Below are 19600 nucleotides of genomic sequence, written 5' to 3' on the forward strand. Positions count from 1 at the left end.
TCACGACGTGATCTGGCCGTACCGCTCCAAGGACACCTGGCGCTCGTGGGCGTGGTCGACCATCGGCTCCGGGTAGTCCTTGGGGCGGTCCTTCAGCTTGTGGACCGCTTTCCCCTGCACCGGACGCAGTTCCGGCACGTACTTGCGGACGTAGTCGCCGTTCGGGTCGAACTTCTCCCCCTGCGTCGTCGGGTTGAAGATCCGGAAGTACGGCGCCGCGTCGGTGCCGCTGCCCGCCACCCACTGCCAGTTCAGCTGGTTCGACGCGAGATCGCCGTCCACGAGGTGGTTCATGAAGTGCCGCGCGCCCTGCCACCACGGCAGGTGCAGGTCCTTCACCAGGAAGCTCGCGACGACCATCCGGACGCGGTTGTGCATCCAGCCCTCGGCCAGCAGCTGCCGCATCCCGGCGTCGACGATCGGGTAGCCCGTCTTCCCGGCGCACCACCGCTCGAAGGCCTCGCGGTCGTCGTCGTGGCTCATCTTGTCGAAGCGCTTGTCGTAGTTCTTGCGCGCGGTTTCCGGCCGGTGCCACAGGACGTCGGCGTGGAACTCGCGCCAGCACAGCTCGCTGCGCAGCGACTTCGCGCCGACGCGGTCATCACCGGCGAGGTCCGCCAGCAGCGTCCGCGGGTGGACGCACCCCCAGCGCAGGTACGGCGAAATCCGCGTGGTGCCCTCACGATCCGGCCGGTCGCGGTCCTCGTCGTAGGTGTCGACGCCGCCGTCGAGGAAGGCGTGCCAGACGTCCAGCGCGGCCTGCTCCCCCGGCTCGGGCAGCACCGCGGAAACGCGCGGCGGCTTGGGGATCTTCAACGACTTCGGCGGCTCGACCCAGTCCACAAGGGACGGCCCGGTGTCCGCGGGCGCGCGCCAGCCGTGCGCGGTCCAGGCGCGGAAGAACGGCGTGAAGACGCGGTACGGGTCGCCGTCCGGCTTGGTGACGCGCCCGGGCGCCACCGCGTACGGCGAGCCCGTCTCCACCCAGTCGATGTTGTTCTCCGCCAAGGCCTTCGCGACCTCGGCGTCCCGGCGCCGGCCGTACGGGCCGGTGTCGGCGCTGACGTGCACCGCGGACGCGCCGACCTTCTTCGCGGCTTTCACGACCTCGGCCGCCGGGTCACCGCGCACCAGCATCAGCCGACCGCCGAGCTGCTCGTCGAGCTTCTCCAGGCAGCCGTAGAGGAACGCCGTCCGCACATCGCCGGACGGCTTCAGCAGCGCCTCGTCGAGGACGTACAGCGCGAGGACGTGCTTGCTGTGCTTCGACGCTTCCAGCAGGGCGGCGTGGTCGCCCAGCCGCAGGTCGCGGCGGAACCACAGGACAACCGGCGCTTCTTTGGTCACGCCGGACAACGATAAGCGCCCCGCCGTGCCAGTGCACGACGGGGCGGTTATCCGGGTTAAAACGCTCAGCGCTCCGACATCGGGGTGTAGTCCCGCGACGCGTGGCCGGTGTAGATCTGCCGCGGGCGGCCGATCTTGGTGGCCGGGTCGTTGATCATCTCGCGCCAGTGCGCGATCCAGCCCGGCAGGCGGCCGAGCGCGAACAGCACCGTGAAGAACTTCGTCGGGAAGCCCAGCGCCCGGTAGATCAGGCCGGTGTAGAAGTCCACGTTCGGGTACAGCTTGCGCGAAACGAAGTAATCGTCCGAAAGCGCGGTTTCCTCGAGCTTCTTGGCGATGTCGAGCAGCTGGTCGCCGCCCTTCAGCTTGCCGAGGATCTCGTCGGCGGTGTTCTTGATGATCTTCGCGCGCGGGTCGTAGTTCTTGTAGACCCGGTGCCCGAAGCCCATCAGCTTCACGCCCTTTTCCTTGTTCTTCACCCGCTCGACGAACTTGGCGACGTCGCCGCCGTCGTTCTTGATGCCCTCGAGCATGTCGAGCACCGCGGCGTTCGCACCGCCGTGCAGCGGGCCGAACAGCGCGTTGATGCCGGCCGAGATCGAGGCGAACAGGTTCGCCTCGGACGAGCCGACCAGGCGCACGGTCGAGGTCGAGCAGTTCTGCTCGTGGTCGGCGTGCAGGATGAACAGCAGGTCGAGCGCCTTCGCGACGTCCGGGTCGACCTCGTACGGCTCGGCCGGGAAGCCGAACGTCATGCGGAGGAAGTTCTCGACCAGGCCGAGCGAGTTGTCCGGGTACAGCAGCGGCTGGCCCACGGACTTCTTGTACGCGTACGCGGCCAGGGTCGGGACCTTGGCGAGCAAGCGGATGGTGGACAGCTCGACGTTCGGTTCGTCGAACGGGTCGAGCGAGTCCTGGTAGAACGTCGACAGGGCGGACACCGCGCTGGACAGCACGGGCATCGGGTGCGCGTCGCGCGGGAAGCCGCTGAAGAACGCCTTGAGGTCTTCGTGCAGCAGCGTGTGGCGCTGTATCTTCTGGGTGAAGTCGGCCAGCTGGGCCTCGGTCGGCAGCTCGCCGTAGATCAGCAGGTAGGAGACCTCGACGAAGGTCGACTTCTCGGCCAGCTGCTCGATCGGGTAACCCCGGTAGCGGAGGATGCCGGCGTCGCCGTCGATGTAGGCGATGGCCGACGACGCGGCGCCGGTGTTGACGAAACCGGGGTCGTAGGTGATGTACCCCGTCTGCGCCAGCAGCTTCCCCAGTTCGATCCCGGGCGCGCCCTCGACCGGGTGGACGATCTTGAATTCGTGCTCGCCACTCGGAAGGCTCAGCTTCGCGGTTTCGCCGCCGGACTGCCCCGCAGTCGTCGCGTCGGACATGCAAGTCCCTCTCACGTTGGGCACGGGACGGCGGCGCCTGTAGGTTCCACAGGTAGCCACGTGTTCACGCGAGGAAACACTGGCGCCTCGCTGCACACCGCCCCGCTGGGGTATGAAGAATGCCCCTCTACGCTAGTCGAGAACCCCGGCACCGCGCAGCGGTGACGTTGCCCCTGGTACCCGCTTTGGGACCAGGTTCACACGGTGGATGCCATATCGGCCGATGTGGGCGGCTCCGCGCCACTGCGCGACACGGTGATCGAGGCGGCTTTCGCGGCGAAGGTGAGCGCTTCGCGCCACGCGTCCGCGTCGAGGGAGGCCAGGTCCGAGACCTCGCGGGTGGTCAGCCAGGCCAGCAGCGCCCCCTGGACGGTGTCGCCGGCGCCGATGGTGTCGACCACCGTGACCTTGCGCGACGGCACGTGGGCCACCTCACCTGCGGCGGTGATCACCGCGACGCCGTCGGCGCCCCGGGTGAGCACGACCGCGTCCACACCGGACTCGACCCACGTCTTCGCGGCGGCGACCGGGTCGGCGCCTTCGGTGAGCCACGCGGTGTCGTCGTCGGAGATCTTCAGCAACCGGACGTCCGGCAGCCACGACGCGAACCGGGCGCGGTAGGCGGCCGGATCGGTGATCAGCGCTTCGCGGATGTTCGGGTCGAGCACGGTCAGCACCCCACGGGCGGCCTCGCGCCGCAGCATCGCCTCGTACGCCGACGCGCCGGGCTCGAGGACCATGCCGAGCGTGCCGAGCGAAAGCGCGGTGACCCGCTCCGGCAGCGCGCCGGGGTCGGCGACGAGCCGATCCGCCGTGCCCTCGACGTAGAACGTGTAGTGCGCGGCGCCCTTCGCGTCGAGCGCGACGACGGCCAGCGTCGTCGGCTCGTCGCCGCGTTGCAGCAGCGACGTGTCGACATCGGACGCGTGCAGCCGCTCGACCATCGCCTCGCCGAAGCGGTCGGTGGACACCCGCGACAGGAACGCCGTCGGCACGCCGAGCCGGCCCGCGGCCAGCGCGACGTTGTACGGCCCGCCGCCCAGGCGCGGCAGCAGCGCGCGCAGCCCACCGTCCACAGTGGAGTCCAAGGGGTCACCCGGGACGAGGTCTACGAGAGCTTCTCCGCCTACGACGATCACGCGGCGAGTTTAGAGGAGATTCAGCTGACAATTCCTGTCCGCTATTTGTTCAGCCCGCCGAGCAACAGCTCACCCAGTGCGGTGAACGCTTCGGCGTCCGACACCTCGGTGCGCTGGGCGAGCACGCCGGTCTGGATGCCCTCGACGATCAGCCCGGTCATCTCGGCGATGAGCCGGGCGTGGACGTCGCGGAAGACGCCGTCGGCGACGCCCTTGTCGATGAACGCGTGGATCCGCTGCGCCGCGAACCGGCTGTTGACCTGGTAGGTCTCGCGCGCGGGGGCGAACTCGGCGATGTCGCGCATGAAGGTCGCCGACGCGCGGTTCAGGTGCTCGGCGACGCCGGCCAGGTACTCGCCGATGAGCTTGGGCGCGTCGTCGATCCCGGCGATCCGCTCCTCGATGCGCGCCGCGGCGCCGCGGAAGAACTGGGCGACGACCTTGACGGCGAGCTGCTCCTTGCTGGGCGCGAGCGCGTAGAGCGTCGACTTCGAGCAGCGCAGGCGGGCGGCGATGTCGTCCAGGGTGAAGGCGGCGAAACCCTCCGCGAGGAAGAGGGCCTCGAGGTCGGCGAGCAGGGCGCGCTGCCTCGCGGTGGGCCGGCGACTGGCTTCCATCGGACCACTATCTCCTACGTCTCACGGCCGCCCCAGGCTCGTCGTACTGTACTCTCAGCAGACCCACAGTACTGTTTTCAGTACCGTTGTCTGGGAGGACGACCATGCCTGCCGAACGCCTGCTGCCCGATTCGGACGCCGAAGACCTGGTCGCGCTGGCGACCGAGATCGCCCGCGACGAGCTGGCACCCCGCGCGGCCGAGGCCGAGGAGGCCGAGCGGTTCCCGCGCGAGCAGTTCCGGCTGCTCGGCAAGTCCGGCCTGCTGGGGCTGCCGTACGCGGAGCGCTGGGGCGGCGGCGACGTGCCGTACGAGGTGTACCTGCAGGTCCTGGAGGAGATCGCGGCCGCGTGGATGACGGTCGGCGTCGGACTCTCGGTGCACACGATGTCCTGCTACGGCCTGGCCAACTGGGGCACGGACGAGCAGCGCGACGAGTGGCTGCCGGACATGCTCGAAGGGGGTCTGCTCGGCGCGTACGCATTGTCGGAGACGCAGGCGGGCTCGGACGCGGCCGCGTTGACGACGCGAGCGCGGCTCGACGGCCCGGACTACGTCGTCAACGGCACGAAGGCGTGGATCACCCACGCCGGCGTCGCGGACTTCTACACGACGATGGTCCGCACGAGCGAGCAGGACATCTCCTGCCTGCTGGTCGACGGCTCGACGCCCGGCCTCTCGGCGGCGGCGCGCGAACGGAAGATGGGCCTCACGGGCTCCCCGACGGCGCAGCTGAACTTCGACAACGCCGTGGTGCCCGCTTCGCGGCTCATCGGCGCGGAAGGGCAGGGGCTACGGATCGCCTTGTCGTCCTTGAGTTCGGGACGCCTGGGCATCGCGGCGTGCGCGGTGGGCCTGGCGCAGGCGGCGCTGGACGAGGCGGTCACCTACGCGAAGGGCCGCTCGCAGTTCGGCCGCCCGATCATCGACTTCCAGGGCGTCGAGTTCCTGCTGGCCGACATGGCGGCCACGGTCGAGTCGTCCCGCGCGACGTACCTCGACGCGGCCCGGCGACGCGACCGCGGGATGCCGTTCCAGCGCCAGGCGTCGATCGCGAAGCTGGTCGCGACGGACGGCGCGATGAAGGTGACGACGGACGCCGTCCAGGTCCTCGGCGGGGCAGGTTACACGCGCGACTTCCCGGTGGAGCGGTACATGCGGGAGGCGAAGGTGCCGCAGATCTTCGAAGGTACGAACCAGATCCAGCGCATGGTCATCGCCCGCGAACTGAAGGCCTCTTAGCCCGACACCGAACTCGCGTGATCCGAACCGTAACTCGCGTGATCAGAGCCGTATCCGGCGTGATTGAAGCCGGAACTCGCGGTTCCGGCCCCAATCACGCGAGTTCCGGCCTCAATCACGTGAGTCACGGCCCCAGTCACGCGAGTTACGGGTTGTCGGCCGGGGGTCTTGTAACCCGGTCCAGCGAAGGCTGTCGCACGGCCGGCACGGATACCGTTACCGCATGTCCGGCCGTCTGCTGTCCGTCGAGGAGTACCGAGCGCTCGGGGAAACCGACCGCGGTTTCACCGAACTGGTGGAAGGCCGGGTGGTGCCGTCGCCCGGCTCCGGCCGGAGGCACAACATGGCCGCGTGCCGGCTGGCCGGACAGCTCGAACGGCAGTTGCCGCGCGATCTCGCCTTCGCCCTCGGCACCGACCTGGACCTGCAGCTGGCACCGCACGGCGAGCCCGGCTTCTCCCGCCGCCCGGACCTGCTGGTCTTCGACCGGGCCGCGGTCGCCCGCGCCGGCGACCTGATCCGCGCCGACGAGGTGGCCGTGGTCATCGAGATCGTGTCGCCGGGCTCCCGACGCACCGACTACCGGGTGAAGCACGACGAGTACGCCGACGCGGGGATCCCGCACTACTGGATCGTCGACCTCGGCGAGCCGGTCTCGCTCGCCGCCTGCCGCGGGTACCAGGACGCGCCGGCGGTCACCGGGACCTTCGCGACCGACGTCCCGTTCCCGGTCAAGCTCGACCTCGACGCCCTGCTGTCGTGAACGATGACTCGATCGAGGGAAAGGTGTCTCACTCAAAGTACAGATACGGTTACTCATGGTTGCACTTGAGCCGTGAGACAATTCCGGCAACGTGAGGAGATGCTGTGATTGCACTTTCCCAGCCGGAGCCTGCTCGCCGGTGGGGGATCCCCGATCACCTGCTGACGATCGAGGAGTACGCGGCGCTCGGTGAAACCGACTCAGGTTTCACCGAACTCGTGGAAGGCCGCGTCGTGATGTCCCCCAGTCCCATTCCCGACCACAACGACGCGTTGCTCGAACTTGCGCAACAGGTCATTCCACAGCTGCCGGACCACCTCAAGGTTCTCCTCGACACCGACGTGGATCTCGGTCTGGCTCCCAGGGGCAGACCGGGCCATTCTCGACGGCCTGACCTGATGGTTGTCGAAAGAACCGCGCTTATCCGCGTCCGAAAGATGAGGGGCATGCTCCGGGCCGAAGAGGTGGCCGTCGTCGTCGAAATCGTGTCGCCGGGTTCGAGACGCACTGACTACCAGGTGAAGCACGATGAGTACGCCGATGCCGGCATCCCGCACTACTGGATCGTCGACATCACCGAGCCGGTCTCGCTCGTCGCTTGTCACCAGGCCGGCGAATTCGGCTACATGGACGCCGCCGCGGTCACCGGGACCTTCGCGACCGACGTCCCGTTCCCGGTCAAGCTCGACCTCGACGCCCTGCTGTCGTGATGTGAATAGACGGACGACACGCTGGAACCGCCCGGTAACCGGCGTGTCGTCCGTCCGCTCTGGGGACGGTCAGCGGGACTCGCGGTACCGGCGGTCCGCCGATACGCCTTCGCCCAGCTGCTCGTCGAAGTGGTACACCTCGGCGCCGCGGACGAAGACCCGCAGGGCGCGGTTCATCACGTCCAGCGGGTCACCGGACCAGAGGACGACGTCCGCGTCCAGGCCCGGCTTCAGGGAGCCGATCTGACTGTCCAGCCCCAGCATCTCAGCTGGGTTGACGGTCAGCGACTTCAGGGCTGTGTGCGGGTCGAGGCCGTCCTTGACCGCGAGCGCCGCCTGGTAGACCAGGAAGTTGATCGGGATCACCGGGTGGTCCGTGGTGATCGCGATCTTGACGCCGGCGCGGGCCAGGATGCCCGCGGATCGCAGCGTGCGGTTGCGCAGCTCGACCTTGGACTTCGTGGTGAACAGCGGCCCGAGGATGACCGGGACGTCGCGCTCGGCGAGCAGGTCCGCGATCAGGTGGCCTTCGGTGCCGTGGTTGATCACGAGCTTGTAGCCGAACTCGTCGGCGAGGCGGATCGCCGTGACCATGTCGTCCGCGCGGTGGACGTGCTGGTCCCAGTACAGCTCGCCGTCGAGGACCTTGGCCAGGACCTCCTGGGTCAGGTCGACCTCGTGCGGCTTGCCCTCGGCGGCCGCGTGGTCGCGCTTCGCCTGGTAGTTGCGGGCCTTGGTGAACGCCTCGCGCAGGATCGCGGCGACGCCCAGCCGGGTCGACGGCGTCTGCTTCTTCTCGCCGTACACGCGCTTCGGGTTCTCGCCGAGCGCGCTCTTCACGCTGACGTGCTCCGCGAAGACCATGTCGAGGATGCTGCGGCCCCAGGTCTTGACGCCGATGGTCTGGCCACCGATCGGGTTGCCCGACCCGGGCTTGATGACGACGCTCGTGACGCCGCCGGCCAGCGCGTCGTCGAAGCCGGGCTCGTACGGGTCGATGCCGTCGACGGCGCGGAACCGGGCGCCGTTCGGGTCGGTCATCTCGTTGGTGTCGTTGCCGGACCAGCCCTCGCCGTCCTCGTGGACGCCGAGGTGCGCGTGGGCGTCGATGAAGCCGGGCAGCACCCAGGTGCCGGCCGCGTCGACCAGTTCGGCGTCCTCCGGGATGTCGACGTCGGCCTCCGTGCCGACCGCGACGATCTTGCCGTCGTCGATCAGGACCGTGCCGTTGTCGATGGGATCACCGTCGATGGGGACGACGTAGCCCCCGACAATTGCCTTCGCCATAGTTCGCCACGCTAACGAACTGACCCGGGTGGCCGCGAGCCGGGCTCAGCTCGCCGGCAGATCGAACCCGAATCCCGCGACGACCAGCAAGACGCCGATGACGCGCAGCGACCGGTCGGGCCGCGGGCCGCCCCTCGAAACTGCTCCGGAGCAACCTACGGAACCCGCGGCTTCTCCAGGTGCACCAATTCGTGGTTGTTCTCGGGCGTCCGGTGCGTCTCGCGGTAGCCGTGCTTCGCGTACATCCCCAGCGGCCCGACGCTCTTCGACCCGGTGAACAGCCGGAACACCGTCACCTCCGGTGGGGCCGCCGCCTCGGCCGCGAGCAGCAGCCCGCCGCCCAGGCCGGCACCCTGCCGATCCGGCGCGACGACCAGCCGGGTCACCAGACCCACGTGCCCGGTCACCGTCAGCCGCACCGACGCGAGCAGCCGGCCGTGCTCGCGGAAACCCCACGAGAGGCACGACTCCAACGCCGTCCGCGCCTCCGCAAGGGTCTCCAGCAGCGGCGGCAGGTCGAAGTCGTCGTGCGCGCGGGCTTCGGTGACGTACGCGGCGCGTTGCAGCGTCAGCACTTCGCCCGCGTCGGCGACGCCCAGGCGAAGCGGCTTCACTTGACGCGGATGCCCCAGCTGCCCGACCACGACGCCGCCGGCTCCAGCTCGACCAGGTCGGTGCCGGTGTTGAGCGCGTCGGCCGGGCAGGTCATCGGCTCGATCGCGACGGCGCGGCCGCGGCCGACCAGGTCGTCCGGCGTGAACACCTGCGCCCAGTGGAAGTCCGGGCCGGTCCAGACCAGCAGCTGCTGGTCGCCGTGCGCGAGGACGAAGTGGTGCAGCCCGTCGTCGGCCGTCGTGAGACCGCCGAACGCCGTGTCCAGGTCGACGCCTGCGAGGACGCGCCCGCCACGGAAGTCGAACTCGGTGCCCTCGACGTCCTGCTCCGGCGCGTACGGCATCTGCTCGTCGCCGAGGTAGGGCCGGACGCGGCTCGCGGGCAGGGTGAGGGTCAGCTCGTCGGTCGGGACGTCGCCGATCCGGAAGTACGGGTGCGTGCCGACGCCGACGCCGATCGGCTGCTCGCCCTCGTTGCGGATCTCGTGCGTGATGGTCAGCTCGCGCGGCGCCAGGTCGTAGGTGATCGTCGCGCGCAGCGGCACCGGCCAGCCCGGCTGCACCTCGACGTCGACGGCCAGGGTGATCGACGACTCGGCGTGCTCCAGCAGCTCCCACTCGAGGTGGCGGGTCAGGCCGTGGATGGCGTTGCCGCGCGCCTCCTCGGTGATCTCGAGCTGCTGCTTCTCGCCCTGGAACGTCCACTGGCCGGCCTTGGTCCGGTTCGGCCAGGGCAGCAGCACCTGCCCGGCGCCCTTCGGCGGCTTCGCGTCTTCGGCGAACTCCTCGACGTACGGCACTCCGCCGACTTCGAACGCGCGCAGGCCCGCACCGATCTCGGTGACGACGGCGCGCGCGTTGCCGCGGGTGATCTCGAACTGCTGACCGGTCGGGTTGCCCATGCGGACGACCTTACCGAGGCTGCGGGACGACCTTGATGCCCAGCGCCGCCGCGTCCGCCAGCAGTTCGGCCAGCACCGCGCGTTCCCGCTCGGTCCAGTCCTGCTCGGCCACGTCGACGTCGAGCACCGGTGGAGTCGGCTCGGCGTGCACCGCCGCGGCCAGTGCGGCCAGGAACTCGCCGGGCCCGTCGTCGGGGCCGAGCACCGCGAGGACGATGCCGTCGAGTTCAGCGGGGATCCACAGACGGGGCCCGAGGACCCGGACGAGTGTCCTGATCTGAGCCGAAACGACTACACTCCGTGTCCCCAGATCGCTCTCCCCGACCTCCAGCCCGAGGTCGGCCAAGGCGGCGCGGATGATCTCGATGTCAACCGGATCGGCGCCGTACCGCTCGGCGAACAGGTCTCGTCCGAGAGTGCCCGGACCCGTGGTGAGCTGGTCAGGGATTGACGAACGCCGACGCAGCACCAGCGTCACGGTGACGCGCCGCCGCGAGCCGGCAACGGCCCGGGGCAGCGCTCGGCGGACACCACCCGGCAGTGCGACGAACTCGGATTCGCTCACGCTTAGTGATGCTGCTCCGCCGGTGCCCGGTCAGACCAGCGACCTCACCCGGATGGCCGTAGCCGAACTTTTCAGCGTTACTCACTAGACCGGTCGTCATAGTTTGGGTTACGGTCGTCCCATGGTTCGCCGCACCGACACGCGGCAGCGGATGCTCGACACCGCCGCCGACCTGTTCCACTCGCAGGGCTACCACGCCACCGGCCTCACCCAGCTGACGACGGCCGGGGGCGCGCCGAAGGGGTCGCTCTACTTCCACTTCCCCGGCGGCAAAGAACAATTGGCCGCCGAAGCCGTCCGGCTGTCGAGCGAACGCACCGGCGCACTGCTCCGTGCCGTCGTGGCCGACGCCCCGGACGTCGTGACCGCGATCGACCGGGTCGTCGACGCGCTCGCGAACTTCCTCACGGAGTCCGACTTCCAGCGCGGCTGTCCACTCGCGACAGTCGCGTTGGACGCCGCCGCCGAGAGCGAGCCGATCCGCGAAGCCTGCGCGGACGGCTACTCGGACTGGCACGACATCCTCACCGCGTACCTGGCCTCCCGGGGACTCGGGCAAGAGCGCGCGGACGAGCTGGGCACCATCGTGCTCGCCGCCGTCGAAGGCGGGCTGCTGCTGGCCCGCACCCGCCGCGACGTCGCCCCGCTGCGGGCCGTCGCCGCCCACCTGCACGCCACCCTCGAACGGGAGTTCTCCTGATGCGCGTCCACCACCTGAACTGCGGGACCATGCGCCCGCCCGGCGGCCGGCTGGTCGACGGCCGGCCGGGCCTGTTCCGCCGCGCCACCATGGTCTGCCACTGCCTGCTGCTGGAGACGGCCACCGGGCTGGTGCTGGTCGAGACCGGCACCGGCACGCCGGCCGCCGTCGACCGCGAGGCCTGGCTCGGCGCCGGGTTCGTCCGGCAGTCGAACCCGGTCGCGGACCCGGCGTTGCCCGCGATCGCGCAGATCCGGGCGCTCGGCTTCGACCCGGCGGACGTCCGGGACATCGTGCTGACCCACCTCGATCTCGACCACGCCGGCGGGCTCATCGACTTCCCGTGGGCGCGGGTGCACGTCTACGCCGAGGAGCTGCGCGCCCTGCAGTCGCCGCGTGACGCCGCGGAACGCGGGCGGTACCGGAAGATCCAGTTCAGTCACGGTCCACAGTGGACGTCCTATCCGGACACCGGCGAACCGTGGTTCGGCTTCGACGCCGTCCGGCAGCTGACCGGCCTGCCCGACGAGGTCCTGCTGATCCCGCTCGGCGGCCACACGCGCGGGCACGCCGGCGTCGCCGTCGACACCGGCAGCGGCTGGCTGCTCAACGCGGGCGACTCGCACTTCTTCCACGGCCAGGTCGACCCGGCCGCGCCGCACTGCCCGCCGGGCCTGAAGTGGTTCGAGGGCCGGATGGAGACGGTGAAGGGTGCCCGGCTGGACAATCACGCCCGCCTGCGACAGCTTGTTCAGGAGCACGGCGACGAGGTGACCGTCTTCGCCGCGCACGACGAGACCCAGTTCCTCCGGCTGAGCACCAGGAGCAGCGTATGAAGGTGCACCACTTCAACTGCGGCACGATGCGCCCGGCGGGCGGCAAGCTGCTCGACGGCGAGCCCGGGCTGCTGCGGCGGGCGGAGCTCGTCGCCCACTGCCTGCTGATCGAGACCGGCGACGGCCTGGTGCTGGTCGACACCGGGTTCGGCACCCAGGGTGTCGCCCAGCCCGGCAAGTGGCTGGGCCGGCCGTTCACGGCGATGGTCGGCGCCCGGCTCGAAGCGGCCGAGACGGCGGTCGCGCAGATCGAGGCGCTCGGCCTCGACCCGGCCGACGTCCGCCACATCGTGCCGACCCACCTCGACGTCGACCACGCCGGCGGGCTGGCGGACTTCCCGAACGCGGTGGTGCACGTCCGCACCGAGGAGCAGCGCGCGGCGACGGCCCCGTCGAACGCGGCGGAGAAGAACCGCTACCGCGCGGCCCAGTTCGCCCACCGTCCACTGTGGAGCACCTACGACGAGACGGGCGAGCCCTGGTTCGGCTTCGAGGCCGTCCGGTCGTTGAAGGGCCTGCCGGAGGAGATCCTGCTGGTCCCGCTGACGGGCCACACGCTCGGCCACAGCGGCGTCGCGATCGACACGGGCAACGGCTGGCTCCTGCACGCGGGCGACGCGTACTTCTTCCACGGCCAGCTCGACCCGGTCGCCCCGCACTGCCCGCCGGGCATGACGGCGTTCCAGAACCTCGTCCAGACGAAGCGCGACGCCCGCCTGGCCAACTTGGCTCGGCTGCAGGAGCTGGTGAAGACCCACCAGGACGAGGTGACGGTGTTCTCGGCCCACAGCCCGGTGGAGCTGGCCGCCCTGCGCCGTCGTGAGTGAGAAACAGTGTCAGAACACTGTTTCTCACAAACTACCGGGAACCGGACGATCGCCCGCCGCATCTGAGCCGTGGACTTCGGGAGGCTCGATGGTGGGGAAGCGTCGGTGGGGCGTGGTGCTGCTCGCCCTGCTGGTGACGGCCTGCGGGAGCGGCCCGCCGCCCGCTCCCGCCGTCGCACCGGTGCCGGCGCCGCTCGATCTCTCCGGGGTGGTGCTGCTCCAGCGCAACCCCGGCCACGACGACGTCGTCTTCGCCGATCCCGCCACCGGCGTCGTGAAGACCACCCTGCCGCTGCCCGGGCGCGACACCTCGCCGACCCGGTTCGACGGGCCGGCCGGCAAGCTCGACCTCGTCTCCCCCGACGGGCAGTACGCCACCCTCGAATCCGGCGGCGGCGTCGACGTCTTCAAGCTCGACCGCCGCGGGCGGCGCTACGAACGCACCGGCGCCGTGGCGGGCTTCCGGAACCCGCGGTTCGGCCCGATGGGCACGAAGCTCTACTTCGACGACGGCAAAGCCGTCTACTCCACCGACTACACGCGGCCCGGCCAGATCACCGAGGAAGCCGGCCTCGTGCCGCCGGACGACCCGCTCGACCCGCGCGTCCAGGCCTGGTGGCCCGACGCGCAGGGCACGGTGCTGACGTGGAAGGACGTCCGGCGCGCCGGCGGCCTGGCCTACCTGACCGACTCGTCGGGTGCGATCGGCTACGCAACCTACGACGACGCGGGCACGCGCTACTACTTCGTCACCGCGCTCGACGCCGTCACCGTGCTGCTGTACGCCGTCGGCGGCACCGACGCGCACGGCGTGCTCGCCCGGCTGAAGCTCGACGACGGGGTCCCGCAGGTCACCAAGCTCGTCGACCGCGCGGAACCGCGGATCGGCAAGGCGGCCGCCGCGCCGGACCGGGCCACCGTGCTCTACCAGACGACACAGGGCGAGTGGTTCGACTCGCCCACCACGCCGGGCGCGATCACGCGGCCCGCGTTGAAGCAGCTGCCGGCGGCCGGGCAGCGGCAGCTCGTCGGCTGGGCCTGAACCAATCCTTATCTGCTCGCCGCGAGGGCGGCCTTGACCAGCGGCGCGAGCTGCTCCGGCGTCATCTTCGCCGGGCCGGTGTAGTTGATCAGCACCGGCGTCCCGGACACCAGCTCGGCCGCGGCGAGGGTGGCCGTCTTCTGCTCGTCGACGTAGTAGACGGCGCCGTCCGGGAACCCGGCGACGTCCTGGGCACCCGGCTTGGCCTTCTTGATCGAGGCGACCATGTCGGCGGGCTTGGCCTGGCGGCCGTCGTACCGCGTCACCGCGAGCGCGCCCGCGGCCTTGTCGTCGAGCTTGTACTCGCAGGTGCGGGCCTTGCCGCCGCTGGTCGCGTTGTCCTGCACCGGTCCCGGCACCGCCGTGAGATTGTCCAGGAACAGCGCCTTCGACACGGCCGCGGCCGGCAGCAGCGCGCACGGGTCTAGCGACGCCGCGACGGCGTTCGTGCTCGGCTTGGGCGCGGGTGACGACGAGCTGGGCGCCGGCTTGTCCTCGGCGGAGCAGGCGGTCAAAGCGGCAAAAGCGACCAAAGCGACTGCGATACGCATACTTTGCACAGTAGCCGGAAGCGCCCTAAGCCGTCGGCGCCCGGTACCGCCAGAACGCCGGGAGCACCAGCATCGCGGCCAGGACCAGCACGATCACCAGCAGTCCGCCGACGGTCGCCGTGACCTCGGTGCCGAACGCGGCGGCGCCCCAGCCGTGGGTGAGGTCGGCGATCCGCGGGCCACCGGCGACGACGACGGTGAACACGCCCTGGAGCCGGCCGCGCATCTCGTCGGTGGTCGCGGTCTGCAGGATCGCCATCCGGTAGACCGCGCTGACCATGTCCGCGGCGCCGGCCGCCGCCATGAAGAGGACCGCGAGCCACAGCGAGTGCGCGAGCCCGAACCCGGCGACCGCCGCGCCCCACGCGCAGATCGAGATGACGACCGCGACGCCCTGGCGGTGGATGCGGGTCAGCCAGCCGGAGAACAGCCCGATCAGCATCGCGCCCGCGGGCAGCGCGGCGTAGAGCCAGCCGAGCGCCGGGCCGCCGCCGGGCGGGTCGCCGAAGGTGCGTTCGGCCATCTCCGGGATCAGCGCGCGCGGCATGCCGAAGACCATCGCGATGATGTCGGCGACGAACGAGGCCAGCAGGATCTTCTGCCCGGCGAGGTACCGGAAGCCGTCGACGACGTCGCGGACGCCGGCGCGGCGCGACGGCCCGTTCAGCGGCGGGATCGACGGGAGCCGCCAGACCGCGAAGAGCGTGATCGTCAGGGCGACGACGTCGATCAGGTAGAGCGTCGAGAGGCCGAGGACGGGGATCAGCGCGCCGGCCATCAGCGGGCCGAACACGGCACCGAACGTCGACATCGTGCTGCTCAGCGCGTTCGCCGACGGCAGCAGCTCGGGCGGGACGAGGCGGGCGACGACCGCGCCGCGCGTCGGCATGTTGATCGCGAAGAACGCCTGGTTGACGGCCAGCAGGGCGAGCACCAGCCACACCGAGCCGAAGTTCAGGAACGCCTGCAGCCAGAGCAGCGCGGACGTGATCGCGACCCCGACGTTCGTGACGAACAGGAGTTTCCGCCGGTCGACGGCGTCGGCGATGGCGCCGCCCCAGAGCCCGAAGACCAGCAGCGGGACGAGCGCGACGAGCCCGGAGAGACCGACGTACGCCGACGAGCCGGTGAGGTCGAAGACCTGCTTGGGCACGGCGACGGCGGTCAGCTGGGTGCCGACGGCGGTGACCACAGTGGACAGCCAGAGCCGGCGGAAGGCCGGGATCTTCAGCGGCCGGGTGTCGACGACGATGCGACCGAGGAGCCCGCGGATGCCCGTGCGGGGCGGCAAGGTCCCCCGTTGATCACTCACAACCAACGAGCTTAGCTCGGCTAACTATCCCCGGTCGCGTGATTTTCATCGCCGCGGCCTGCGAGCACCCCCCGCCCTCTCCGGGGGACCGGCCCCGCTTCCAGCGTATCGGCACCCTCCGACGGGACGCCGGAAAAGCCGTCTCCGGCGCCCGGTTGTCCACATCACGGCCGGGGTGGGGACAACCGGCCCGCGACGGCCGGCGTCGACGCCGGAGCCGGAACGCCGAAGGGGCCCCCGCCGTGGCGAGGGCCCCTTAGAAAGAAAGAACTACGGCGCGACGCGCTCGATGTTCCAGCCGTCCTCGTGGCGCATGTAGCGGAGGCGGTCGTGCATGCGGTCCTCGCGGCCCTGCCAGAACTCGACGAGGTCCGGCCGGATCCGCCAGCCGCCCCAGTGCGGCGGGGCCGGGATCCGCTCGACGTCGGCGAAGCGCCGCTCGATGCCGTGCAGCGCGGTCTCCAGGGCGCGGCGCCCGTCGACGACGCGGGACTGCGGGGACGCCCAGGCGCCGAGCTGCGAACCGCGCGGCCGCTGCGCCCAGTACTCCGCCGTCTCCTTGACGCCGACCTTCTCGACCTCGCCGCGGACGTGGACCTGGCGGTGCAGCGGGTACCAGGGGAACGTCACCGACGCGTAGCGCGTCGCGGTCAGGTCGTGGCTCTTCGACGAGGTGTAGTTCGTGTAGAACACGACACCCCGTTCGTCGAGGCCCTTGCACAGCACGGTGCGGGACGACGGGCGGCCTTCGGCGTCCGCGGTCGCCAGCACCATCGCGTTGGGTTCGGCGATCCCGGCGGCGACGGCCTGGTTCAGCCAGCCCTGCAACTGGTCGGTCCACGTGGCCGCCAGCGCCGACTCGTCGAACGCCGCGCCGTCATAGGCGACGCGCATCCCGGGCAGGCGTACCACGGCGTCTTCCACCTTGTCCTCGATCTCCGGCATCATCGCCAAACCTCCGTACCCGGTCGGGGCCCTGACACTTGGGTCCAGGTGACGTTAGGGCCTCGCGAGCTGCAGCGGAACCCACTGAACGGTGACTCCCGACACGACTTCGCCGCCATCTACCCGTAACCGCCCGTCAGCAAGCATTTACGCCCGCGTTACCTCCCGGACCGGGATCGATAAAGGACGCGTCTACCTTTCGGCCCGTTCCCCACCACCCCGGAGGCAGGCATGACCGAGATCCTGTCGAACGCTGAAGAAACGGCCCCACCGAAACGCCAGTACGCACCACTCGCGGCGAATGAGAACCGCGAGGACTACTCACTGCGCTTCGCCGCTCATTCGTTCCGGAAATGGTCACCGTTCGTGGTCGCGACGACGGCGCTGGGCGGCATCGCCTACCTCGCCGACTTCGCGATCGGCGCCAGCATCGTGCTCTCCTACGGCTTCACCTCCGGGGTGCTGGCGATCCTCGCCGCCGCCGTCGTCATCTTCACGACCGGCGTGCCCATCGCGGCCGCCTGCGCGAAGTCCGGAGTGGACATGGACCTCCTGACCCGCGGAGCCGGCTTCGGCTACTTCGGGTCGACGCTCACTTCGCTCGTCTACGCGAGCTTCACGGTCATCTTCTTCTCGCTCGAAGGCTCGATCATGGGCCAGGCCTTCGAGCTCGCCCTCGGCATCCCGCTGGCGGTCGGTTACCTCTTGGCCACGCTGATCGTCCTGCCGTTCGCGCTCTACGGCATGGGCGCGGTGGCGAAGATGCAGACCTGGACGCAGCCGCTGTGGCTGGCCGGCCTGGTGCTGCCGTTCATCGTCGTGCTGGTCCGCGAGCCGGGGCGCTTCGCCGACTTCGCGGCCTTCGGCGGCACGGACGGCGCCGGGTCCGGGTTCTCCGCGATCGGGTTCGGCTTCGGCATGGGTGTCGCCCTGTCGCTGATCGGGCAGATCGGCGAGCAGGCCGACTACCTGCGGTTCATGCCGGAGAAGACGGCGGAGAACAAGCGGGCCTGGTGGACCGCGGTGCTCGCCGCCGGGCCCGGCTGGGTGATCCTCGGGGCCGCGAAGCAGATCGGGGGTGCGCTGCTGGCGTTCCTCGCGCTCGGCGTCGTCGGCGAGACGGCCGCGCTCGAACCGATCGCGCCGTACGTCGAGGCGGTGAAGCCGGCTCTCGGGCCGGTCGCGCTGACGTTCGCCGCGCTGTTCGTCGTCGTCTCGCAGATCAAGATCAACACGACCAACGCGTACTCGGGCTCGCTGTCGTTCGCGAACTTCTTCTCCCGCGTGCTGCACAAGCACCCGGGCCGCGTCTGGTACGTGCTGGTGAACTGCGGGATCGCGCTGGCGCTGATGGAGTTCGGCGCGTTCGGGTTCCTGAACAAGATCCTGGGCTTCTACTCGAACGTCGCGATCGCCTGGATCGGCGCGGTGTGCGCGGACCTCGTGATCGCGAAGCCGCTCGGGCTCTCGCCGAAGTACATCGAGTTCAAGCGGGCCTACCTGCACAAGATCAACCCGGTCGGGTTCGGCTCGATGCTCGTCGCCTCGACGGTGTCGATCGCGGCGTACTTCGGGGCCTTCGGGCCGTTCCTGGCCGCGTTCAGTCCGCTGCTGGCGCTGGTCATCGCGATCGTGCTGGTGCCGACGCTGGCGGTCGTGACGCGCGGGAAGTACTACCTGGCCCGGCCGAACACGGTCGCCGGGCCCGACCAGGACGTCGACCTGCGGGCGACCTACACCTGCTCGGTCTGCGGTGATCCGTACGAGCTGCCGGACGTCGCCGACTGCGCGAAGCAGAGCGGGCCGATCTGCTCGCTGTGCTGCACGCTCGACAACAGCTGCCACGACCTGTGCCAGACGACGGGTCCGGTTTCGCTGGGCATTCCCACCGCGCGCCAGGCGTAACGTCCGTGAAGGCCCGTTACCGGCGTCCGCCGCCGGTAACGGGCCTTCACGTTGGCCGGGTTCCCCCCGGATCCCCCTCCCGGCTCGACTGTTCCACGTCGGCCGCGGCACCGCGGTTGCCCTCGATGTCCAAGATCTTTTCCGGCCGCATGATGGCCGACAGCATCATCGCGCGGAACTCCGCGCCGATCTGCTCGACCGGCAGCGGCGGGTCGTGCGCCTGCCATTCGCGCAGCAGCCCGGTGCCCGCCCCGACCAGCGCGATCGCCGTCAGCCGGTAGTCCCGCACGGGCACGACGCCGTGCTCCGCGGCGCGGTTCGCCTCGGCGGCGATGAAGTTCGCCCAGCGGTCGACCCACACCTGGTGCTGCGCCTCCAGCTCGGCGCTGACGCCGACCGCCTCGACGTAGTTGAGGCGCGGCATCCGGGGATCCACGGTGACCGTCGCGATGAAGACGTCCAGCAGCTTCGAGATGCGGGTGAGCGCGTCGGCGTCGGCGACCTTGTCGAGCTCCGCGGTGACGTGCGCGAGCGCCAGGCTGTTGATCTGGTCGTGGAGGGTGCGGAGCACGTCCTCCTTGCTCGTGAACTCCTCGTAGAAGTTCCGCGTCGACACACCGGCCCGCGCGCACACCTCGGTGATCTTGGTGTGCCGGAAACCGGTGGAGGTGAACAGCTCGAGCCCGGCCACGAGCAGCCGTTGACGGCGATCGGCACGACGTTGCTCGGGCGCGACCCCGCCGTACGTGCGAGCCACCGATTCTCTCCTCCTTCCGAGGGATTGCCAGATCCTACCCGGGTGAGTAAATTGTGAAAATCTTCGTTACCAGAGGACCTGCGGATTCGGTCGCCGCGTACGACACCGAGCCTGCGCGCGCACGGTATCGAGAACGAGCGCATCCCGCTCGCGCAAAC

Annotated in this window: 20 protein-coding genes; 8 read left to right on the forward strand and 12 right to left on the reverse strand. The window is 70.1% G+C overall.

The window, feature by feature from the left end; translation table 11 throughout:
• The 4 genes from MUY22_RS07165 to MUY22_RS07180 form a co-directional block, all read right to left on the reverse strand.
• Positions 1-1347: a deoxyribodipyrimidine photo-lyase gene (locus tag MUY22_RS07165; RefSeq protein ID WP_247058344.1), complete on the reverse strand. Its 1347-nt coding sequence runs from the start codon at positions 1345-1347 to the stop codon at positions 1-3.
• Between the two features lie 65 nt (positions 1348-1412).
• Positions 1413-2729 carry a citrate synthase gene (locus tag MUY22_RS07170; RefSeq protein ID WP_247058345.1) on the reverse strand — a complete coding sequence of 439 codons (1317 nt, stop codon included), beginning with the start codon at positions 2727-2729 and terminating at the stop codon, positions 1413-1415.
• Positions 2730-2926: 197 nt separating this feature from the next.
• On the reverse strand, positions 2927-3868 hold the full coding sequence (locus MUY22_RS07175) for a carbohydrate kinase (RefSeq protein ID WP_247058347.1): 942 nt from the start codon (positions 3866-3868) through the stop codon (positions 2927-2929).
• Positions 3869-3909: 41 nt separating this feature from the next.
• On the reverse strand, positions 3910-4485 hold the full coding sequence (locus tag MUY22_RS07180) for a TetR/AcrR family transcriptional regulator (protein ID WP_247058349.1): 576 nt from the start codon (positions 4483-4485) through the stop codon (positions 3910-3912).
• Positions 4486-4589: 104 nt separating this feature from the next.
• On the opposite strand from MUY22_RS07180, the gene MUY22_RS07185 reads away from it, so the two are divergent.
• The 3 genes from MUY22_RS07185 to MUY22_RS07195 all read left to right on the forward strand — a co-directional run bounded on the left by MUY22_RS07185 (position 4590) and on the right by MUY22_RS07195 (position 7199).
• Entirely contained in the window at positions 4590-5726 is a 1137-nt protein-coding gene (locus tag MUY22_RS07185) for an acyl-CoA dehydrogenase family protein (RefSeq protein WP_247058351.1), read from the forward strand.
• A gap of 223 nt (positions 5727-5949) precedes the next feature.
• Positions 5950-6489 (forward strand): Uma2 family endonuclease, encoded by a 540-nt coding sequence (locus tag MUY22_RS07190; RefSeq protein WP_247058353.1) that lies wholly within the window; start codon positions 5950-5952, stop codon positions 6487-6489.
• A gap of 104 nt (positions 6490-6593) precedes the next feature.
• On the forward strand, positions 6594-7199 hold the full coding sequence (locus MUY22_RS07195) for a Uma2 family endonuclease (RefSeq protein ID WP_247058355.1): 606 nt from the start codon (positions 6594-6596) through the stop codon (positions 7197-7199).
• A gap of 69 nt (positions 7200-7268) precedes the next feature.
• On the opposite strand, the gene MUY22_RS07200 is transcribed toward MUY22_RS07195, so the two are convergent.
• From MUY22_RS07200 to MUY22_RS07215, 4 genes are all read right to left on the reverse strand, one after another.
• Positions 7269-8486: an amidohydrolase gene (locus MUY22_RS07200; RefSeq protein WP_247058357.1), complete on the reverse strand. Its 1218-nt coding sequence runs from the start codon at positions 8484-8486 to the stop codon at positions 7269-7271.
• Between the two features lie 155 nt (positions 8487-8641).
• Positions 8642-9130: a GNAT family N-acetyltransferase gene (locus MUY22_RS07205; RefSeq protein WP_247058359.1), complete on the reverse strand. Its 489-nt coding sequence runs from the start codon at positions 9128-9130 to the stop codon at positions 8642-8644.
• On the reverse strand, positions 9097-10002 hold the full coding sequence (locus tag MUY22_RS07210; RefSeq protein WP_247058361.1) for an aldose 1-epimerase family protein: 906 nt from the start codon (positions 10000-10002) through the stop codon (positions 9097-9099). Before MUY22_RS07210 ends, MUY22_RS07205 begins: the two co-directional genes overlap by 34 nt.
• Positions 10003-10012: 10 nt before the next feature.
• Positions 10013-10567 carry a hypothetical protein gene (locus tag MUY22_RS07215; protein ID WP_247058362.1) on the reverse strand — a complete coding sequence of 185 codons (555 nt, stop codon included), beginning with the start codon at positions 10565-10567 and terminating at the stop codon, positions 10013-10015.
• Positions 10568-10688: 121 nt separating this feature from the next.
• On the opposite strand from MUY22_RS07215, the gene MUY22_RS07220 reads away from it, so the two are divergent.
• From MUY22_RS07220 to MUY22_RS07235, 4 genes are all read left to right on the forward strand, one after another.
• Positions 10689-11267, forward strand: a complete 579-nt coding sequence (locus MUY22_RS07220; protein WP_247058364.1) for a TetR/AcrR family transcriptional regulator — start codon at positions 10689-10691, stop codon at positions 11265-11267.
• Positions 11267-12103: an MBL fold metallo-hydrolase gene (locus MUY22_RS07225; RefSeq protein ID WP_247058367.1), complete on the forward strand. Its 837-nt coding sequence runs from the start codon at positions 11267-11269 to the stop codon at positions 12101-12103. Before MUY22_RS07220 ends, MUY22_RS07225 begins: the two co-directional genes overlap by 1 nt.
• On the forward strand, positions 12100-12930 hold the full coding sequence (locus tag MUY22_RS07230; protein ID WP_247058369.1) for an MBL fold metallo-hydrolase: 831 nt from the start codon (positions 12100-12102) through the stop codon (positions 12928-12930). The genes MUY22_RS07225 and MUY22_RS07230 overlap by 4 nt, the downstream gene beginning before the upstream one ends.
• A gap of 88 nt (positions 12931-13018) precedes the next feature.
• A complete protein-coding gene (locus tag MUY22_RS07235) occupies positions 13019-13972 on the forward strand; it encodes a hypothetical protein (RefSeq protein ID WP_247058370.1) in 954 nt (317 codons plus the stop codon).
• An 8-nt stretch (positions 13973-13980) separates the two neighbouring features.
• On the opposite strand, the gene MUY22_RS07240 is transcribed toward MUY22_RS07235, so the two are convergent.
• The 3 genes from MUY22_RS07240 to pdxH form a co-directional block, all read right to left on the reverse strand.
• Positions 13981-14523 (reverse strand): DUF3558 family protein, encoded by a 543-nt coding sequence (locus tag MUY22_RS07240; RefSeq protein ID WP_247058372.1) that lies wholly within the window; start codon positions 14521-14523, stop codon positions 13981-13983.
• Positions 14524-14548: 25 nt separating this feature from the next.
• Positions 14549-15814: an MFS transporter gene (locus MUY22_RS07245; RefSeq protein ID WP_371827660.1), complete on the reverse strand. Its 1266-nt coding sequence runs from the start codon at positions 15812-15814 to the stop codon at positions 14549-14551.
• A 291-nt stretch (positions 15815-16105) separates the two neighbouring features.
• On the reverse strand, positions 16106-16783 hold the full coding sequence (pdxH, locus tag MUY22_RS07250; protein ID WP_247058377.1) for a pyridoxamine 5'-phosphate oxidase: 678 nt from the start codon (positions 16781-16783) through the stop codon (positions 16106-16108).
• A 228-nt stretch (positions 16784-17011) separates the two neighbouring features.
• Here pdxH and MUY22_RS07255 point away from each other — a divergent pair, with 228 nt between their 5' ends.
• Positions 17012-18685, forward strand: coding sequence for a cytosine permease (locus tag MUY22_RS07255; RefSeq protein ID WP_247058379.1), 1674 nt, complete (start codon positions 17012-17014; stop codon positions 18683-18685).
• Between the two features lie 46 nt (positions 18686-18731).
• Here MUY22_RS07255 and MUY22_RS07260 read toward each other — a convergent pair whose 3' ends face one another.
• A complete protein-coding gene (locus MUY22_RS07260) occupies positions 18732-19442 on the reverse strand; it encodes a TetR/AcrR family transcriptional regulator (protein ID WP_247058381.1) in 711 nt (236 codons plus the stop codon).
• Between the last annotated feature and the right edge of the window lie 158 nt (positions 19443-19600).

Source organism: Amycolatopsis sp. WQ 127309, from assembly GCF_023023025.1.
GTDB lineage: Bacteria > Actinomycetota > Actinomycetes > Mycobacteriales > Pseudonocardiaceae > Amycolatopsis.

Excerpts from the sequence above, each read along its gene's own strand:
- MUY22_RS07170 (WP_247058345.1), bottom strand. The coding sequence starts at position 2,729 with ATGTCCGACGCGACGACTGCGGGGCAGTCCGGCGGCGAAACCGCGAAG.
- MUY22_RS07180 (WP_247058349.1), bottom strand. The coding sequence starts at position 4,485 with ATGGAAGCCAGTCGCCGGCCCACCGCGAGGCAGCGCGCCCTGCTCGCC.
- MUY22_RS07185 (WP_247058351.1), top strand. The coding sequence starts at position 4,590 with ATGCCTGCCGAACGCCTGCTGCCCGATTCGGACGCCGAAGACCTGGTC.
- MUY22_RS07190 (WP_247058353.1), top strand. The coding sequence starts at position 5,950 with ATGTCCGGCCGTCTGCTGTCCGTCGAGGAGTACCGAGCGCTCGGGGAA.
- MUY22_RS07200 (WP_247058357.1), bottom strand. The coding sequence starts at position 8,486 with ATGGCGAAGGCAATTGTCGGGGGCTACGTCGTCCCCATCGACGGTGAT.
- MUY22_RS07210 (WP_247058361.1), bottom strand. The coding sequence starts at position 10,002 with ATGGGCAACCCGACCGGTCAGCAGTTCGAGATCACCCGCGGCAACGCG.
- MUY22_RS07220 (WP_247058364.1), top strand. The coding sequence starts at position 10,689 with ATGGTTCGCCGCACCGACACGCGGCAGCGGATGCTCGACACCGCCGCC.
- MUY22_RS07225 (WP_247058367.1), top strand. The coding sequence starts at position 11,267 with ATGCGCGTCCACCACCTGAACTGCGGGACCATGCGCCCGCCCGGCGGC.
- MUY22_RS07230 (WP_247058369.1), top strand. The coding sequence starts at position 12,100 with ATGAAGGTGCACCACTTCAACTGCGGCACGATGCGCCCGGCGGGCGGC.
- MUY22_RS07235 (WP_247058370.1), top strand. The coding sequence starts at position 13,019 with ATGGTGGGGAAGCGTCGGTGGGGCGTGGTGCTGCTCGCCCTGCTGGTG.
- MUY22_RS07240 (WP_247058372.1), bottom strand. The coding sequence starts at position 14,523 with ATGCGTATCGCAGTCGCTTTGGTCGCTTTTGCCGCTTTGACCGCCTGC.
- pdxH (WP_247058377.1), bottom strand. The coding sequence starts at position 16,783 with ATGATGCCGGAGATCGAGGACAAGGTGGAAGACGCCGTGGTACGCCTG.
- MUY22_RS07255 (WP_247058379.1), top strand. The coding sequence starts at position 17,012 with ATGACCGAGATCCTGTCGAACGCTGAAGAAACGGCCCCACCGAAACGC.